Origin of the sequence: Pseudoalteromonas byunsanensis (assembly GCF_001854475.1) — a bacterium.
Classification (GTDB): Bacteria; Pseudomonadota; Gammaproteobacteria; order Enterobacterales; family Alteromonadaceae; genus Pseudoalteromonas; species Pseudoalteromonas byunsanensis.
On record NZ_MNAN01000036.1, the window covers coordinates 1 to 19,909 of the forward strand.

Genomic DNA, 19,909 nt, shown 5'->3' on the forward strand with positions numbered 1-19,909 from the left:
GATGAACATGGCCGTGCTGTTGCCAAAAGAGATGCACAAAACTCATTAAGCTACAGCTTGTATGATAAGTCTGGCAATTTAGCGGCCACGGTGAGTAACACGGGCACCGTCACCCGTTACCACTACGACCGAGCAGGGCGCGTCACGCAAACCACCCAATATGCGCAAAAAGTCAGTACAGCAGGTTGGTTAAGCAGCGCAGGCACACTGAGCAAAACCCTTGCACAGCTAGACAATGACCTAAAAAACCAAGCCAATCACGAAGACAACCGCACCACACGTACCCTTTACACTTTAGGGGGGCGTAAACAATATGAAGTCGACGCCAAAGGCTATGTGACTGAGTTTATCTACAATGATAAAGGCCAGCTAACGGAGCAAAAGCAATACACTGAGCCGATGGGTGAGCTTATCTATCAAAGCCATAATAGTCCGGTGAATGTGGCGCAGTGGGAGGTGTATGACGCTACCCCAGCAGGTGCCACCATGACCCCCACCTTCGATGCGGAATATGGCAAAGAAGTGATGGAGGTTAAAGGGGCAGGTACCTCCAATGGATATAAATTGAGGGTAAATCCTTCAACAAATTGGGACTCTGATAACACCACTATCTCATGGGACATGAAGATAGGGGATGCATATCATGTTTATATTAGCGTTCAAACCCAATATGGACATCGATATTTGTTTTATACTGCTAATAATTATTATGTAAAAGGTAGCATGGAGCCCAGCCAGAGTGGAGATAAAAGATATATTAATCACCCACTTGGTTTGATGAAAGGGAAGGATATTCACTGGGTAACTACGACAAGAAACTTAACTGATGATTTAAAAGCGCTTGAGCCAGATAACAAAGTACTTAATGTTGAAGCTTTCTTAGTAAGAGGCTCAGGTAAAATCGGTGAAATCCGTTTATCGGGCTTAAACGAACAAGCCTCGCAAGCGGATGCGCGCAGCACCAAAATGACTTACAACGCGGTAGGTCAATTAGAAACCAAAACCGATGGCGAAGGCTACACCACGCGTTATTACTATGATAAAGCGGGTAATGAAATTGCAAAACGTCGTTACTCTCATGACCCTGACGTAGCAGATCGTATCAGCCATACCTATTATGATGCCCAAGGTCGTATTGCAGGTACTTTGTCAGCGGATGGTGCATTGACTACGTTTAGCTACAACAAAGATGGTCAAAAACAATCACAAAGTACCTATCACACCCAAGTACGCAACCAAGCCATTGGTGCGCCTATTGCAATCCCAAGTGGTGATAAAACCACCACACTGTGGACCTACACAGCCAGTGGTCAGGTAGAGCGAGAAATTCGCGCCGATAAGTCAATGACTCATTATAGCTACGATGCCATGGGTCAGCTGGTTGAAAAGCGTGAGTATGAAAATGTCATTGCGCATGATGATTTTGTCAATGGGGAACAGAATCATACCTATTTATATTCAAATGGCTATAAGGCAATTCAACTTGAAGATGATCGTGTTTCGTTCACTCGCTTAGCTGAGGTAAAATCTTGGCCTGCGCTTCGCTCTTCCAATCGTTTTGATTTAAACGAAAACATACTGATGAGCTTTGAAGTAACCACAGGTCCCTCAACCGCAGGAAGTTATTTTTATGGGGGGTTAGATAACCATGGTTCTTGGAGTAGCAAAACCATAGATAGACACGCTGTGTATTTCAATGGTGATGGTATTCATTCTAACTATGTAAGGGATGGAGATTCAACTCGCTCTAGAAATACAAAGCTAATGAATTCCAAACCAAATACAACATATGTCGTAACGTTTACGACTTCAGAGGCGAACACGGTACTTACGGTTTATCCTAAAGGCCATCCAGAGCAGGCGGTGAGTCAAACAGAAAGCGCTGAAGATTGGTCTGATAAAGCTGGGTTAATTCTATATACTAATCCACATCCGGAGGCCAATAATACCACCTATTACCTCGACAATTACCTACTTGCCAAAACGGCAGTTAGCACCGAGCGTTACCAATACGACCAGCAAGGGCGTTTAATCTCCACACTCGATGGCAACCAAAACACTGAGCTAGGCGTTGATGCCACACAAAGTCAAATCAATACTAAAGCAGCCCAAGAAGGCGCGCGTACTCAATACGATATCCTCGGTAACATTAGCCTTACCACCGACCGTGAAGGCGCACAAACCCGTTACTACTATGACGCGCAAGGTAATAGGCGTTATGAGATTGACGCAGAGGGGCAAGTCACTGAATACAAGTACAATGCCTTTAACCAACGCACCGATGTGATCCGTTATCACACACAATTGAGTGAAGCGGATATTAGCTCAGCTGGCTTAATCGGCGGCTTGGTCACTAATAAAATCCAAGATGGTACTAAGAGCGTGGATACCTACTTGCAATCAAAGGTTGCCAGCGGCGAAAAGTTCGAAGAAAAGCTCGATTACACCACGCGCGGTTTGCTTGAAAGCAAAACCGATGGTGCGGGTTACAAAACCACATTTGAATACAACGCCTTTGCACAGCTGGTTAAACAGTCGCAGCAAACACATGCCAGTATTTTAGACAAGCAAAGTGATAGTAAAACGCTAGCGCACACTGAGTTTGATTATGATAACCGTGGACTATTAACCACCACTACACGCAGTGGCGGTGATTTAACCCAAACTACAAGCAAACAATACGATGCCTTTGGTCGTGTTACCTCAACCACCGATGGCAATGGCAAAACCACTAACCTGAGTTACACCGTCAATGGTGATAACGACAAGGTGGGCCGAGTGGTTGAGTCGAGCCAAGTGGTGGATGGTGCAACGCGCCGTGTGACCACCCAATACGACATGTTGGGCCGTCAATTATCGGTGCAAGATGCCGCAGGCAATACCACGCGCTACAGCTACGATGACCAAACCAATACCAAGACCGTCACGCAGCCTAACGGCACCCAGGTCAAAACCACCCGTAATGGTCAAGGTCAAGTAGAATCAGTGACCCAGTTGGATGCGCAAGGCAAAGTACTGAGCACTAGTTCCTTTGAGTATGATGCCAATGGCAATGTGGTTCAAACCCTGCTTAACGGTACAGTACAAAGCCAAAAAGACTACGATAAAAACAACCGTATTCAACTAGTTACCGATGCCAATGGTAACCAGGTTGAGACCCAGTACGATAAAGTCGGCCGAGTGACGGCCAGTATTACCGACCCGAGTGGTTTAAAACTGACCACCACGTTTGCGCATAACAAACATGGCAGTGAGGTCATTAAGAGCGAGCAAATCAATACCGTGGTCAACGGTGGTAACCAAAGTGCAGGGCTTACCCACAGCACAACCACCACCTTTGATAGCCAAGGTCGTGCGACCGAGGTGCAAGTACACCAAGGCGGCACGCGTCAAAGCTTGACTCAGTACCAGTACGATGGCTTGGGTAACAAGCTGGAGGTGACGCAGGGCACAGGCAATAACGCACTCACTACGCAATACGAATATGATGCCTTAGGCCGTCTGGCAAAGACCAGTCAAGGCGCGCAGGTAACCACCTATCAATATGATGGCAATAATAACCTGATTAAAAAGACTGAGAACTTTGGCCGCAAACTGGTAGATAAAAATAGCCCTTACAATGCCTTATCTCCCTATGACGATCAGAGGATCAGCTACTTTGTGTATAACGAAGCTAACCAAATGGTGGCTGAATTTACCAGTAAGTCTTTGAGTTATTTTTCTCCATCATCGGTGATAACAGGTCCAATAGATGATATAGGACCTGTCGATCCGCCTGTAGAAGTGATGAGCAGTACACAATCAATCTCAGGGCAAACATGGACCGCCGAAACGAGCAAGCCAACATCAACAACGACAACGATCTCGGGCAATATGTCTTTACATGGCACCATTCGTTATTTTGAGTATGATAACAACGGACGCCAAATTGCTTCTCATCGACTACTAGAGGAAGTGACCGTTGCCGCTCAGTTCATAATGAAAGCTGATGATGTTGATATGAACGCTGGTGAATTTTCTTACGAGAAAGTGTCAGGCAAGATCAAAGGGGCTTTAGGTAAGGAGAAAGTCAGCGAATACACAAGCTTCGATGAGAATGGTCGTAAGTCGTTACATATCAATGGTGACGGTGGAGTCACTCAGTGGCACTATGACTCGCAAGGTCGTGTATACGAGCTAACGCGTTGGGGGCAAAGAGCAAAACTAAGTGATACAGCGAAAGCAAACCTAGTAAAAGGCACACTTGAGCCATCAGAGCTGACTAAGTTTGGTGATATCACCTCAGATAGCCGAGTACGTACTCTTTATAACGATAAGGGTCAGGCACGCTTTACTATAACGTTAGTAGAGGGCTCACAAGCGAGTGTCAAAGAAAGTCGTTATGATGCTGCGGGCCAATTAACATCCACCATCGCCTACGCCGATTTGGTGGCGTTTGGAGCGAGCATCAACATTGAAACGCTCTCTAAACATATTACTAATTCAAGCGCCAATCGTGACACGCAGCTATTCTACGATGCAGCAGGACGTCTGCGTTTTAGCATTGATGCATTAGGCAATGTTACCGAGCAGCGTTACAACGAAGTCAGTGATGTTATAAACACCATTGTTTACTCTGAATCTGTGAATGACAACGCAGGGTTGAGCGCTAAATTTGGCGCTGGAACTTTAAGCTATGCTGATCTGCAAGGGTATTTTTCTGCAAGCTTGTTAATAGATGCACGCGTTAGCAGTTCAGAATATAACACCCGAGGGCAGCTAACCTGGCAGCGTCACGCCGATGGCACGACTGAGCGTTACAGCTACTATGACAATGGCCTCAAAGCCAGCTATACCAACCAAAAAGGCGCTACCTGGACTTATAAATACAATAACGCAGGGCAACTCGAATTTGAACGTGGTCCGAAACAAACTACCTATGATTGGAGCGGTAACCAGTTAAATACGGTGACCGATGTACAAAAAACTAAGTATTTTAGTTATGACGGATTGGGTAACGTAACGAGTATTACCGAAGGCGGTCAGCGTAATCAACAATGGGTGGTGGGATTACAAAAAGCGACGACCTATTTTGATTACGATAATGCGGGTAGACAAACAGCCGTTCGCCAGAACGCGACCACCAATGCACCAGCAACAATTACAACCACTGTGTACGATGCTTTAGGTCGCGCTATTAGCTCTACACAAGGCGCAGTAAAGCAAAGCAAAGTGTATGATAATACAGGTAATGTACGCTTTGAAATGAATGGTGAAGGTGATGTCACCGAGTATCGTTACAACGCTTTAGGGCAACAAGTTACGATAATTAAATATGCAGATCAGACTACCTCTGCGCTGAGCTCTCTAGCCACCTTGTCAAAAATGGTCGATGAGCAAGGTAACTTGCGTTCGGACAATCCGGCGAAGTTAAGCGTTTCACAAGATGATCGTCGAATCGATATGCGCTATGACAAGGCTGGTCGCAAGGTGCAGGTTGATATCGGTATTGAGTTTGACTATCAAGGTAAAGTAAAGCTTGGCCAGTTTGCACCACAAAGTACACGCTTTAGTTACAACGCCTTTGGTCAGGAAGTTAAAAAAGAGCAGTTATATGAAGGCGCATTTTCGGTCGCAGGTTATAAGGCACTAACAACCTACAGCTATTATAATGAGTTGGGCAGAAAAGTGGCGTCGGTTGACCCTGCGAATTACCTAACCACAATGTCATACAATGAATTTGGTGAGGTTGCTTCACAAACTGAGTATGCACTCGCGCTGTCGGGCGATGTAACCGAGCACGCGATACCACAAGGCAGTCAGGGCAATAGCGTCTATGGTGAAAACCGCACCACGGCCTACTATTACGATGAAATGGGCCGTGTTACGCACACCGTTAGGATGAACGTTGACGTCAACTCAGTTAAGGACAATATGAGTTTAGATGCCAAGCATCATGTTGTTTCTAAACAGGATTATGATGAGCTGGGCAACGTCATCAGTACTCAAACTATCGCAACCAACAGTGCCGACATTAGTTTACTGAGAGCACCTCTAAATGGCGCTGTGCAAAGTAAATATGACGAAACAGGACGCCTGATTTACAGTGCCAGTGCGATGGCTGCTCGTACTAATGTTATTGACGCAGGAGCCGTAACACAGAGTGACTTAACCGAGTACACAGCCCGTCAAGTGACATCTTATGGCTATGATATTCTTGGTAATTTAGTAAAACTAAAACAGCATGCTAATCGTGTTGAAATTAATAGTTTGGCGGATGATCAACTTATTCTACGCGATAGCCCGAATGATAAATTGACTCGCCATGAATATAATACGCGCGGTCAGCTTATTCGTGAGTTTGATGCGCTGGGTAACATCACTGTACACAAGTACAATGAGTTGGGTTTGTTGAGCGAATCGCGTAAAGAGTTTGAAGTTGAGTCGCAACAAGCGCATTACAGCTTTAAAACAGTGGTCACTCAAATAGACGGTGATTTCAATAATGTATTTAATATTAATGGGTTGCCACCAGGTTTCGTGTTTAACAGCCAAACCGGTAAAATCACCAATAATGCGAGTTTTGGCTTCAGTGACAGGACCACGTACAGCGTAACACTAACTGCTAGCGCAGAATATATTCCCAATGTGTCACACCGCACACAAACATATACTTTGAGCGCTGCGACTACCTCTTTACAGGTTAATGGGTGGCAGCCAGCGTCAGATACAGGTGGTGATAAAGAGCATCTAACAACGTATAAATATGATAAAAATGGGCAGCTTATCGCTAAATTTGCGGATGTTGTAGCTAAAGGTGCGGCAAAGCCTGCATCATCCCATACCAATTGGACAACCCGATACAATGCCTTTGGCGAAGTTAAAAAAGACGATCAGGGTGTATATGTTTACAACAAGTTTGGTCAGCTTAGACAAACCACCAAAGGGGATGGGGTACTTACGACCAACTATTATGATTTAGCTGGCAGATTGACCAAGTCAATTCATGCGATGAATGGAACCACCGAGTATGAGCGCAATGCGCTTGGACAAGCAACTACCATAAAGCAACCTAAGTTCAATAACGGTAAACGCCAACCGATTATAACTCAAAAGTTTGACCGATGGGGCAATATCATCGAAATCAAAGATGCGGTAGGTGCAGTTACTAAAGCCCAGTACAACGGCCAAAATAAAGTAATAAAAGAAACGCTGCCTACCGTTGCTGTGGCCAGTGAAACGGGCCGCTTAAGCTATATGGCACCGGTTAATCTGTATTACTACGACATGCAGGGCAACTTAGTCAGAAAAGTCGATGCGAATGGCAACCAACAAACCTTTAAGTTCAATGTTGATGGTAAACAAACCGTTCATGAAGATGCATTGGGCAACAAGACCTATACCAGCTATGACATCTTCAATCGCAAGTCTGTGGTTAAAGATGCCCAAAACCGCATTACTACCACCGGCTATGACAGGCTAGATCAGGTCGTTGAAACTGGCCAGTTTGGTGTGAAAAATGGCATCAGTGATGAGTATCGCATGGTTAACTCATATGGTTATGATGCGCTGGGCAATCGTAACAGTGAAATTGACGCCATGGGGGGAGAAGTTAACTACCGCCACGACGCATTGGGTCATGTGATTTTCAGTCGCGATGAAATGGATCGTGAGAAAGAATACCGCTATGACAAAAATGGTAAGCAAACCTTTGAACGTTATTCAAGTGTGTATAGAACCGCCAACATTGATGAAAACACCCGAGTATTTGATGACTTTGGTCGTTTGAAATCAGGCAACGACTTAAGTGGTAAAAAGTTCACTTATACCTATGGGCGCGATAAAGGGTTAAGCACTGGCATACAGAGTTTGACTGATGCAGGTGAGTTTACCGCTAAGTCAAATATTGGTCGTTTAATACATAAATGGAACGAATATGGTCAGGATATTCATTATTCTTACTATGAAAACGGTTGGCTAAAGAGTATTGAAGATGATGCCACGGGGTCATTCACTCGCTATGAATACGATGACGCGGGGCGTGTAACGGCTGAAGTAAAGCAATCATGGGATGACCTGCAACGTGTTATTTATCAGCGTACAGTCAATGAGTATGACAGTCACGGACGCATCAAATTTACCGAAACAACGGCTTATAACAATACTGCTGCCCTAGGTGATACCCCAAAATGGGTGCCAGGAGACATTATTTCCCGTGTTACATATCAGTATGATGCTGTGGGTAATCGCCGCAGCATGAAAGTGCAAAATGGTCTAACCGGAGAAATCAAACCACGCGAAAACAAACTGAAGATTGAAAAAGAAATCAGCTTCATGCGTGGCTCAAAGATGGCGGGTATGGGCTACATGGTTGTGAGTAACGACTTTGGTGTGAACAAAGACAGCCTGAAAATAACCTACCGACAGTCAGGTCAAGTGCGTAGCAAGCCAGAGTGGCTTGAAGTTGATATTGTGACACTAGATGGTAACAGTGTGCAGCTTGAGTTCTCTCAAATTGGTGAAATCGGTATTAATCACGGTGACTTTATCGTGGAAGTGTCGGCGCAGGATGATGACGGTGTGGTAAAGCAGACCTCGGCGTTGTTTAATCTGGAAGCCTATAAGGACCATATAGCGGAAGTACAAAAGGCTGAGATCGACTTTACTCGTGGAGCTGACCATGGTGGTTATGGTCTGATAGATATCTATGACCGCAATGGTATTTCACTAGAGAATGCGCAGATTGAGGTGGTTCGTATTCAAATGGGTCAGCGCTTGGCTGTGCCAGCTTGGCTGAGTATCAGTCAGGAGCAAGTGAATCCAAGGCTAGTTCAGTTAGAGCTCGCGCAAATTGACAACCATATCATTGGCCAGAATCACGGTAACTTCTATCTAGAATTTAAGATCACCGACGGCGACGGAAAATCGACCGTACTTACTCAGTTAATAAACCTCAAAGACTTTAAACAGAGCCAGGCATCACTTGCTAAACAGGATCTTAATTTCACTCGGGGCACGTCAAGCGGTGGTACAGGTTACTTAGAAATTGAAGACCTTAACGGGTTAAATAAAGAAAGTGTGCAGCTGGCGTTTAGACAAATGGGTAAGGCAGTCAATAAGCCTGCTTGGTTAGACTATAAACTTGAACAGTTGTCAGCAACACGCGTGGGTGTGCGATTTACCCAACTTGGTTTGATAGGTCCATCACATGGTGACTTCTTCGTTGACTTTAGTGTAAAAGACAAACTAGGCACAGAACACACAATAGAAAAGCTCTTTAAACTTAATGCCTTTGTAGAGCATGATATTTCAGTTACCCGCGAGTCATTCTACTTTGCGCAAAACACTCAGTCGGGTGGTCACGGCGCATATGTGATTAAAGATGGCAACGGTTTAGCATCAGAGCAAAGTGTTGATTTAAAGTTTTTCCAAATGGGCAACGAAAGAAGCCAACCGAGCTGGCTTGAATACACCAAAGTGCAACAACACGATGGCAGCGTACGAGTTGAGTTTAACCAAGTTGGTATGATTGGTAAAAAACACGGCAACATTATCGTACGTTTTAGCGCAAAAGACAGTTTTGGTCGTATTACAGAATATGATGCACCATTTAACCTAACTCAGTATGTTGACAAGGTAACGACGGTTACACAAAAAGACATTAACTTTGCCCAGCACGCCAGTGAAGGTGGACACGGGGTTATTGTTTTGCGTGATGAGAATGGCATAAAAGCGGATCCGACTAAGATTGTTCTGACCCGCACTCAAATGGGACAAACCCAGGGGATCCCAGGTTGGTTGAAGTATGAGCTGATCCAAAATGGTGACAACGAAGTTAAAATCGTATTTTCGCAATCAGGGTATATTGGTAAACAGCACGGTGACTTTGTACTTAATGTCGAAGTAACGGATAACGAGCAAAATACTAAAACGCTCGCAGAGCTGTTCCAGTTAGAGCGTTATGTTGATGCGCAAGTATCGTTAAGCGGTACGGTCAACTTCACCAGAGGCACCGTAAATGGTGGGTCTGGTTACTACATTCTTGAGGACCTAAACGGTTTGCGCGCCAGTGATGTATCACTGAGCTTTGAGCAAATGGGTGAAGCTAGAGACAAACCTCAATGGCTTAACTATACCGTTAAGCAGGTTGTTAATGATGCCAATAAAGTGCGCATCGACTTTACACAGGCAGGATTGATAGGCCAGCAACATGGTGATTTTTATATTGATGTTGCAACTAAAGATGGTGATAACAATATAGTGACTAAGCGTGCTTTGTTTGCGCTTAAGTCTTATGCAGATACTGCTGCGACAAGTTCTGGACAGTTTAGTTGGCGTCGTGGTGAAACCGCACAGGGCGGTGGACGTATCGTGTTAACAGACCCTAACGGTATTTCAAAGGACAAACTTAATTTTACATTTGTACAAGAAGGGAAAACGCGAACTCAACCAAGCTGGCTTGAAATTAAGCCGCTACAACAAGTGGATGCCAATACCATTCACATTGATATGGTCAGCACAGGTTACATCGGTAAACACCATGGTAGCTTCTTCATTGATATTGCGTCGGTAGACAATAAAGGGTATCCAGCAACTACCCGTCAATTGGTGACAATTAACGAATATATCGACAAATTGCCAAGCATTAAGTCAAGTCAAATGCAGTTTGCACAGCACTCAAGCTCAGGTGGCAGCGGCTACATTGAATTGCATGATCCAAATGGCTTGTTAGCGACGTCCGAAAATGTGTCATTAAGCTTTAGACAGATGGGCCAAACGACCAGTAAACCTTCGTTCTTAAATTACACGCTGGAGCGTGTTAATGACACAACGGTTGGAGTACGTTTTTCTCAGGCAGGTTATGTAGGTAAGCACCATGGTGATTTCTTTATCGATTTCACTCTTACTGACCAAGAAGACAATGTTCGTACCTTGGAGTATTTAGTTAACCTGCAGCAATACGTTGATTCTAAAGCACGTATTTCTCAGAGCAACTTCGACTTTACCCGCGGCACGGTACGTGGCGGCAGTGGTTACATCGTCATAGAAGACGCCAATGGCATTAACGCTGGTAACGTTGGCTTGAGTTTTGAGCAAATGGGTCAGTCAAGGTCTAAGCCCGGTTGGCTTGGTTATACGGTGACACAGCAAGGCAGTAACGCAGTTAGGATCAACTTTAGCCAAACCGGCACTATCGGTACTAATCATGGCGATCTTAACATCAAGGTGAATACATTAGATGGCGACCAAAACACCGTTGTACTCACTCAGGGATTGAATCTGAAGGCATACGCAGATTCTGCGTTGAGCACATCAGGCAGCTTCGACTTTAGACAAGGTGACAGCAATAAAGGTAGTGGCTATATCACTTTAACAGACGCCAACGGTATTTCGGCCAATAGCTTGAGCGTAACCCGTATTCAGGGGGGCACGACCATGGCGTTGCCAAGCTGGTTGAACCTTCAGTTCCAGCAGGTGAACAGCACCACGGTTAGAGTGAACCTATCCAGCAATGGCTATATTGGTCAAAACCACGGTGATTTCTACCTTAACTTTAAGACCATTGATGCAGATGGATATGAACAATCAGCATCACAATTGTTGAGTTTAAAGCAATATATTCCACCAACAAACTACAGCACATCGGTGTCGAGTTCGTTTGACTTCAGACGAGGTGAGTCAAACAGCGGTAGTGGCTATATCAATATTAGCGATAGCAATGGCCTGTCGACAGGCAATGTCAGCCTGTCGTTTGAGCAGTCGGGGTCTACGCGCTCAAAACCGTCATTCTTGAATTATTCTATTTCTCAAAATGGCAGTAATGGTATCCGCATTAATTTCTCTAGCGTAGGCTATATCGGCTCAAATCACGGTAACTTTTATGTGGTGGTGAGAACCACTGACGATGATGGTTACACCAACACGTCAAAACAGTTAGTGAGCCTCAAAGCGTATATTCCACCTGCGCCCCCGACTGATTATGCAACATCTATTTCGGGTAGTTTTAATTTTACCCGAGGTACAAGCCGTGGAGGCTCAGGGTCGGTAACGATCACTGACCGCAACGGGATCTCAACCAGTAGTGTGAGCTTGTCACGTGTTCAGGCGGGTAAGAGCTTAAGTATTCCAAGCTGGCTTAGCTACTCGGTACAGCGTATTAGCTCAACCCAGATCCGCGTGAATCTGTCACAAAGTGGTTATATTGGTTCATCACATGGCGACTTTTTCTTAAAAGTAAGTACCCGAGACAACATTAATTCTAGCAGCTCGTCGAATCTGTACTTTGGCCTAAGAGCGCCAAGCACCAGCACAATACGCTCGTTTTCGCCAACGTCATTTAGTCTAAGAAGCGCAGCGGTAATGGCGGAACCAGTTGAAACCAAACGTTTGTCGACAACTCGCACCATGTCTTCACCTATGTTGATGAGTGCGCCTACAACGTCTCTGAGTTCAATGAGCAGCACATCGAGTACAACGACGAGTTCTACAACCAGTACTAGACCAGCAGCTAAATTGGAAGAATACTGGTTTACTTACGATGGCAACAACCGTGTTGTTATTGATGGTGGTAATTTAATCGACGGTCAAGTGAAGATCGACAAGCAAGGTCAGTACATTGCCTATAACGAGGTGGGTCAACAAAAACTGGTGATCAGCAGTAAAGGTAAGCGCGCCAATCAATATATTTATAATAGTTGGGGGCAGCTGGCTCAGGTTGACGGCTATCAGAACATGTCGGAAGTCGACCTGTTTGGCGCACGGGTAACACTGGCAAAAACCCCCAACCATGCAAATTGGCGAAAAGAGAGTCAATTTGAATATGATGCATTGGGCCGTGTAACGCAGAAGTATGATTACTTCCATGCCAATGCGAACGAGTATTTGTATACACCAGGGGGCGAAACTCCAAAAGACTTGGAAACTCAGTTTGCGGACGACCCTATATACAAAGTGTTTGCGTACTATGGTGGTGCGATTAAACATAAAACATCGACTCGTTACAACGCAGCAGGCGAAGTGATCCGAATCACTGAAAAAGAGTTAAACGTTAATATTGATAGAGCATTGAAAGGTAAGATTTCACCCAATCAATATAATACAGGCGAGTCGGTATACGTTGCTAACCCGTGGACAGAGTCAAGTTTAAGAAATCAGTCTATTTCACAAGGATACTCATATAGCGTAGCCGGTCGACTTGGTGGCTATGAATATCACCAACTCAGTGGTGTGCCAGATGGCGTCAAAGACAAAAAGTTGGTGCACGTGTTCTATAAGCGTTATGAAGGGCGTGACACTTACCTTGAAAAGAGCACCACAGGTAAGGGCTCTACTGAGTATAAAGACAGTCAGCATCTACGTGATGCAACGACCGTATCAAGCTATGATGCGAACGGTAACCGCACGCGTATTGAAGAACACATTACTGATTCGCGAAACAAAGATGACGCGAAGAAAGTACATGCTCGTTATATGCGTTATGACAACGAAGGCAAGCTTCTTTCCAAAGTAACGGGTCAGCAAACTGCATTGTTCGACCCAAGCAAGCATGTACTGACAACTGGGCAATACCCAGTGTGGGATCGTAGCGGCCCGACACGTTATGGTGAGCCAGAAATGGTTGACTATGTTTCAACCGCAGCATCAAAAGTAGGATTTGTTGAAGATAAAATTGATGGTAAAGCGGCAGGTAGTTACTACCTATACAGTGGTCGTAATTATCTTGGTGAAATCAATAAGTCGGGCCTCAATACCATCAAAGGCCAGCACTTCAGTGCGCCAAAAGCAAGTACCGCAAGTACGATGGCGCGCCACCAAGTGCAAGAGGGCGACAGCCTTAAATCGATTGCCAAGCTATATTACGGTAGTGAAGACCTGTGGTACATGATAGCTGATGCCAATGGTTTGGGAGCCGGCTCAGAGCTGCAGCAAGGAACTATGCTGGATATCCCGGCTCGGGCAAATCACTTCAACAGCCATGATAACTTCAAACCCATGAATTTAGGCGAAGTGATCGGTGATACCACACCATCTATGCCATACGTGCCGCCCCCGCCAGAGGCTGGGTGTAACGCGGTTGCGTCTATTGTAATGATAGCGGTGGCAGTGGTTGCAACGATTTATACAGCGGGTGCAGCATCTTCGCTCTTTAGCGCCACAGCAATTAGCGGCTCTGCGGCTGGAACGGTAGCATCCGCAGGTATAGCCGCAATGGGCGGGACAGTAGCAGGTCTGTCAGGAGCGGCCGCTGTAGGTGCAGCTGCTGCCTCCGCTGCAATTGGTGGTTTTGTCGGTTCAGTAGCCTCGCAAGTCGTGGGTAAAGCCATGGGCGCGGTTGACAGCTTCTCATTGAAAGGTGCGCTGGCATCAGGTTTGACTGCGGGCGCAACTGCGGGTATGGGTAGCTATTTGCAAGGTTTCAAGGGGCTTGCAGCTGTAGATGAAGCGGGGAATGCGATTAAGATAGCCGATAACGCGTACAAGATCGGGTCAGCAGGGCGTGCCATTATGGGCGCAAGTTCTGCGGTCAGTTCGGTCGTTGCTAACAAGCTAGTAGGTAATAGCGCGAGCTTTAGATGGGGTAATGTGGCTGCATCGGCGTTGACCTCATATGCTGGTGCTGGATTGGGTATTGGCAACTCTGATACGCCGTTAGGGTTTGTGACTTCTGGTAATTTTGATACATTTGGTGGTATAGCAAATAGTGCATTGAGATACGGCTCAGATAAACTCTTTGGCAATCAAGCAAGCTGGAACTTTGGCAATGTAGCGGTTGATGCATTTGGCAATGCGTTGGGTAACTCTATTGTCAGCAAGATGCAAGAGCAGCCGAAGCCACAAAATAGCGGTAACTCTAGCCAAGGTCAGAATAGTCAAAACCCACAAGTAGCAGGGCAAAATGGTGCTACAGATCTGAACAAACGATACAAAGAAGGTGACTTCATTGGTTATCATGAAGATGGCCGTAAGATGTACGCTGGTTCAGTAGATGAAAATGGCCAAGTCATTTCACAAGTGATTCCACTAGAGCGTGAAGCACCAATTATAGAAACTTCAACAAGTAGCAATGATTGGTTAGCTGGTTCTAATTTATGGAATAACAGCTTTATTGATTGGGGAGGCTTGAATAATCTTCAGTATAAGAAGTCTTTCAACTTTAGTTCTTATCAAGAAGCACAGTTCAATAATCCGGTTCGAGAGCGTGGGTTCTTTGGTCGTAAGCTAGATAGCTTTAATCAATGGAAAACCGACGTATTTAACTCATACGAGGATCTTGCAATTACAAGCGGTGGAGGCTTTGGAACCGCAGCTGTAGCATTCTTAGAGACTCCAAGCAGACTAGGTCTTGGTGTACTTGAGGGAGGCTTAACACTTGGTGGCCTAGTGTTTGACTCAAGTGTAAGGCAAGATGCTTGGGATGGTTTGAATTATCTATATGACAACTATGATACTGTCATTCCGGGAGCTGTAAATAGTTGGATGGATCAATCATGGAATGAACAATTAGCTGATGTATTTGTATTTGGTGGGGAAGGTTTATTAGGCGGCACGGCAGGTAAACTTTCTTATAGCGGGGTAAAATACTCGGCTCAATGGTCTAAGATGAAGTTCAATTATGATTATCGTCATTACCTCACAGGGACTCAAGTTTTGGATTCAGACCAAGTCTTTTACTCATTCAAAAATTCAAATTACTTCGATCCTAATAGCAGCTTTAAGCCAATGGAATTATGGATGACGCCAGAGTTGATGACTCCAGAAGTAGCAATCCCAAAACTGGCTCTACCGTTCGACTCCGGCTACGACACCATAATGAAAGTAACTCTGCCTCAAGGTACGAAAATAATGAACCCAAGACCGGTTTGGAGCTTATTTGGTAAACCGGGAGGAGGCATTGAAACTCGTTCATATAACGCTATTACTAGCGATATGTATCAGACCTACAGCGTTGATGAGTTTTTTAGAGGTGGTAATTAATGGCCAAAATAGAGATCCCCTCGCACTTAAGAAAAAAGCTTGGGGCAGAAATGAAAATGGATGTGCATTGGGTAGACGTTAAGCTTAGAAATGGTGAGGTTTATAAAAGGTTAGTTGTTAGAGGTGACCGTTATATCACAGGAAAAGATAACGATCCTAACGGTGAGGGAGACTTGCCGTTTAATTCTGCGGATATTGAGGATATACGCAGGCAGTCTATAGTACCTTATTGGTTATATAGCCTATTTAAGTCTTAATATCTTCCTGTATTAATTAGCGGCTAATTATCCTTAGCCGCTTTATCCTGCTGACGAAAACCGCTTAGCATCATGCTGTAAGATCAAGCTCTCCAGCACGGTTTTAGCCACCTTTTTCTCTTCAGGGGTAAACCCCTTGAGTGCTTCAAATTGCAGCCTTAGCTCATCATCTGTGCTTCTGTCTGTGCTATCAAAAATGAGCGCATCCGTGGTCACGCCAAGCGCAATGGCCATGTTCTTGATCACGTCCAGTGTTGGCTGAGAAGTACCCGCCTCAGAAATAATTAAAAAAATTAAAAAGGACAGTCACTCAAATTTGAATCTTTGAGTGGCTAGCCTGCACATTTTAGGTTCTCAAAATTGAATCAAATTCTAAGTTCAAGGAGTGAACGATGGGATTGGCAAGGAAGCGGCAAATTAGTTTGTCAGATACCCCGTATTATCACTGTGTGTCACGCTGTGTTCGCCGTGCGTTTTTGTGCGGCGAAGATAAATTCACGGGCAAATCAGACGAGCATCGTCGAGCTTGGGTAGAGCAGTGTAGTTGTAGTGTACAGTTTTTAAGGAGGGTGTCCGCGAATTCTTATTCCCTAATTCTGAGCTAATTCTTATTCCCTAATTCTGAGCTAATTCTCATTATTAACCATCCATTATCTTAATTAGGTGTTTAAAAATATAATGCAAAGTGTATAATAAAAGGGTACAAGATTTTATGGATGAACTATTTATTAAATAGCGTGCGCAAAATGGTTAATGTTAACGCCTTAACTCGCTATTTAAATAAGGAAGCTTTGTGTGATGAAAGTTAAAATAGGTTTTTGCTTAACTGTATTTGCTTTAGTTGCTATATTTTTGTTTAGCTCAAAAGAGTCGCAGCACAGCCATGATAAGGCTATTGCTTCTGAACCAAAAGAGCAAAAATACAATGCGAAAACCAACTCTGTTCAGGGTACTCAAGTTCAAAGTGGGCAAACCAATATTGCCCAGCACACCGGGAATGATGTCTTACCCGCATTGAAAGCCAAAAATTCTGTGTCCTTCAGTACAACTCAAGATGACGATTCGATACAGCAGATATCGTTTTCAGAGTCTAGCACTATCATTCCACTGCCAAATATTGACCCCGTGTTTAACGACTATGCTATGCGTTATCAGGCTGACTTATCACCACTAACAAATTTGCACGTTGGCGAGCAGGTAATACTCAAGTGGATGAATAAACATATTGAAGCAACCCTCAAAGCGTCAACATTCTCAGCTAATGGCAATCAGCATTTAGCTTTTAAATTAGGTAATGGTAGCAACTTGACTCACATGACCCTTACGTATAGCGCCACAGGTATTCGCGGTAAAGTCAACGTTGATGGCACTCGATACCACATTCGTGCAATTGACGATCAGATTTTACTTATGTCACACCAGGAATATATCAAAATTCATGGTCTTCAGGATCATACAGAAAAGGAAAGATAATGATAAAGAGAAGTCTAATCAACTTTTGTATAGCTAGTCTATGTGCCGCCCCGAGTTTGGCATTGGCTAATACGCAAGTCGGGGTGAGATTCGTGGTAGATGACAGCTTAATCTCAGGCTGGCGCACAGAACAAACTATCAGGGATGAGTTGGATACTTGGATCCTAGAAGCCAATACAATTCTTGCTGATTCAAAAATTAATATGAGTTTGTACACAGCCGAGACGGTTATGAGGCAAATGGCGACCGATAGTTCGGGCAACACAGAGTCACATGATGAGACCATATTCAATCACATGAATCGCCAAATAGGTGGGTTTTATAACGTAGAGAATCGAGCCAAAGAAATTGGTGCTGACTATACGGTTGCTATCGTGCCTCGGGTTAATAATGGTGAGACTGGTGATGACTTGAGAAGTTACTGTGGTGTTGCAAAGCAAGTCAGTACCAATAGTGATGAAGTAGCAGCCAAACGTTTTATTCAATCAACAGCAATTGTCGCTTACCACTGTGGTTCGGATACATTTGTTCATGAACTGGGACACTTGTTTGGCTTGGCTCATGGTACCCAAGTCGCTCAAGCACTGGATGATAAAGCTCATAATAAAGGATATCATAATTACTCAAAAGGCTGGGGAAGGATTGTTGAAATTGTATCGCCTGGCTATACAGAAGCAGATGAAGCACTTGAAACAGGAGAGTACGGCACAATTATGGTAGGTAACTACCTGCGGTATTGGAGCCAACGCAATGCTAACACGTTTATTGGAATGTTTTCCAACCCAAATGTATCTGACGTGGTATGCAGTACCAATTCACGGCCAAGTCCATGTGGCAATGCATACTTAGGTGACGCAGCCAGAACAATTCGTGAACTCAGTAGTTTTTACGCGTCTCACCAAACGCCTGATGTTCATACGCTCACATATAGCGATTACAACTTACGTGCATGTATATCGCAAACCTACCCTTATACCCCAGGTAGTGATGCATATGATATTCACCGAATCAGAAATATTAGTTGTCCAGCATCGGGAGTCAGAACTCTTGACGGTCTCGAAAATATTACTGGCTTGAAGATGCCGACAATAGGGAACTATCGACCAACCATAATATATCCGCATATAGATTTAAGTCGTAATCAGATTATTAATTTAGATGCGTTATATGACGTTATTCCAGGAGCAAGTATCAACTTGCAAGGAAATAATGTCGCAAATTGTCATCAGTTAGATGACTTAGAACAGATCCATTCTGGACTTATTCGTCCTGATAAATGTTTAAATGTGGCCGCTTTGACCGTGACTACATCAATTCTATAGCTTTTTATAGAACTAGTTTTAGCTAAATGTTTTTTAAATTATATTTTTATATTGAGGGATTATGAAATCAATCTTATTACCAACACTACTTGCAACAGCGTTTTTACTACCTTTCACTTCACATGCTGCGAAAGGTTCAGGCCAAGTTGAGAGAATTTATCCGAACAATGGAAAAGTCTACTTCAGGCTTAAAGGCGATGAGTGTAAAGATAAAGGAAGCCGAAATACTTACTGGTATATTGACCTAAGTACCGAAACAGGTAAGGCAAGTTACTCATTGTTGTTAACGGCTGCCACTACAGAGTCTGTGATTGTGGTTGGTCGTCCTTCGAGTTCATGTTCACCTGAGGTTACTCAGCAGGTTAACTACATTTATCAGGATTTTTAAGGTTGTTTTGGGTCGGCCATTGATTAATGCAGGTCGATTAAGCTAACGAAACAATCTTTCAGAGGTTTTATAATAGGCTGCAATGCAAATTGTGGCCTATTTTTATGTCTGAATTTATTAAGTGTTGATCACTGCAAGGTGTCGTTATGACCAAAGAACAGACAAGGTGTAGAACTGTAGTTCTCAACCCCCTTTAGAGCAGCAAACCGATATGTTCAGTATCAAGGTTTGGCTGCATCATCACAAATATGCTTCATTCTAAGCTTCAAGTTACGAGATCACCCGTTCCTCATATGGGTATAGTTGCGTTTTTTAGTCTATTTTTTGATTTATTTGTTCATTCCAACTCATTGTTTTTAAAGTGATACGAAAAAAATATTATTTTTTGTTAAAGATTTTAGAAAAATACTGGAAGAGGTACATAGAAACACTTTTTAGCAAATAAATTGGAAAAATTATGGGCGCTATCATTTCAGGCGAAGGACTCGGTCTTTTTAACACCTCTACATCATTTT

6 protein-coding genes and 1 pseudogene are annotated in these 19,909 nt (G+C 44.1%); 6 read left to right on the forward strand and 1 reads right to left on the reverse strand.

Annotated features, from left to right (window positions below):
- Positions 1-57: 57 nt before the first annotated feature.
- Positions 58-15,954, forward strand: a complete 15,897-nt coding sequence (locus tag BIW53_RS18575; RefSeq protein ID WP_217495723.1) for a LysM peptidoglycan-binding domain-containing protein — start codon at positions 58-60, stop codon at positions 15,952-15,954.
- The gene (locus BIW53_RS18580) at positions 15,954-16,211 is read left to right on the forward strand and encodes a hypothetical protein (RefSeq protein WP_070993526.1); all 258 of its coding nucleotides are present in this window, start codon (positions 15,954-15,956) and stop codon (positions 16,209-16,211) included. Before BIW53_RS18575 ends, BIW53_RS18580 begins: the two co-directional genes overlap by 1 nt.
- Positions 16,212-16,253: 42 nt before the next feature.
- Here the strand turns inward: BIW53_RS18580 and BIW53_RS20600 are convergent, their stop codons facing one another.
- Positions 16,254-16,445, reverse strand: a complete 192-nt coding sequence (locus BIW53_RS20600; protein WP_084228254.1) for a hypothetical protein — start codon at positions 16,443-16,445, stop codon at positions 16,254-16,256.
- A gap of 158 nt (positions 16,446-16,603) precedes the next feature.
- On the opposite strand from BIW53_RS20600, the pseudogene BIW53_RS20605 reads away from it, so the two are divergent.
- The 4 genes and pseudogenes from BIW53_RS20605 to BIW53_RS18600 form a co-directional block, all read left to right on the forward strand.
- Positions 16,604-16,747: pseudogene (locus BIW53_RS20605) on the forward strand (transposase); the annotation flags it as partial.
- A gap of 262 nt (positions 16,748-17,009) precedes the next feature.
- Complete coding sequence (locus BIW53_RS18590; RefSeq protein ID WP_070993527.1) at positions 17,010-17,684, forward strand: hypothetical protein; 675 nt, start codon at positions 17,010-17,012, stop codon at positions 17,682-17,684.
- Entirely contained in the window at positions 17,684-19,006 is a 1,323-nt protein-coding gene (locus BIW53_RS18595) for a zinc-dependent metalloprotease family protein (protein WP_070993528.1), read from the forward strand. The genes BIW53_RS18590 and BIW53_RS18595 overlap by 1 nt, the downstream gene beginning before the upstream one ends.
- A 61-nt stretch (positions 19,007-19,067) precedes the next feature.
- Positions 19,068-19,394, forward strand: a complete 327-nt coding sequence (locus BIW53_RS18600; RefSeq protein ID WP_070993529.1) for a hypothetical protein — start codon at positions 19,068-19,070, stop codon at positions 19,392-19,394.
- Positions 19,395-19,909 lie beyond the last annotated feature (515 nt).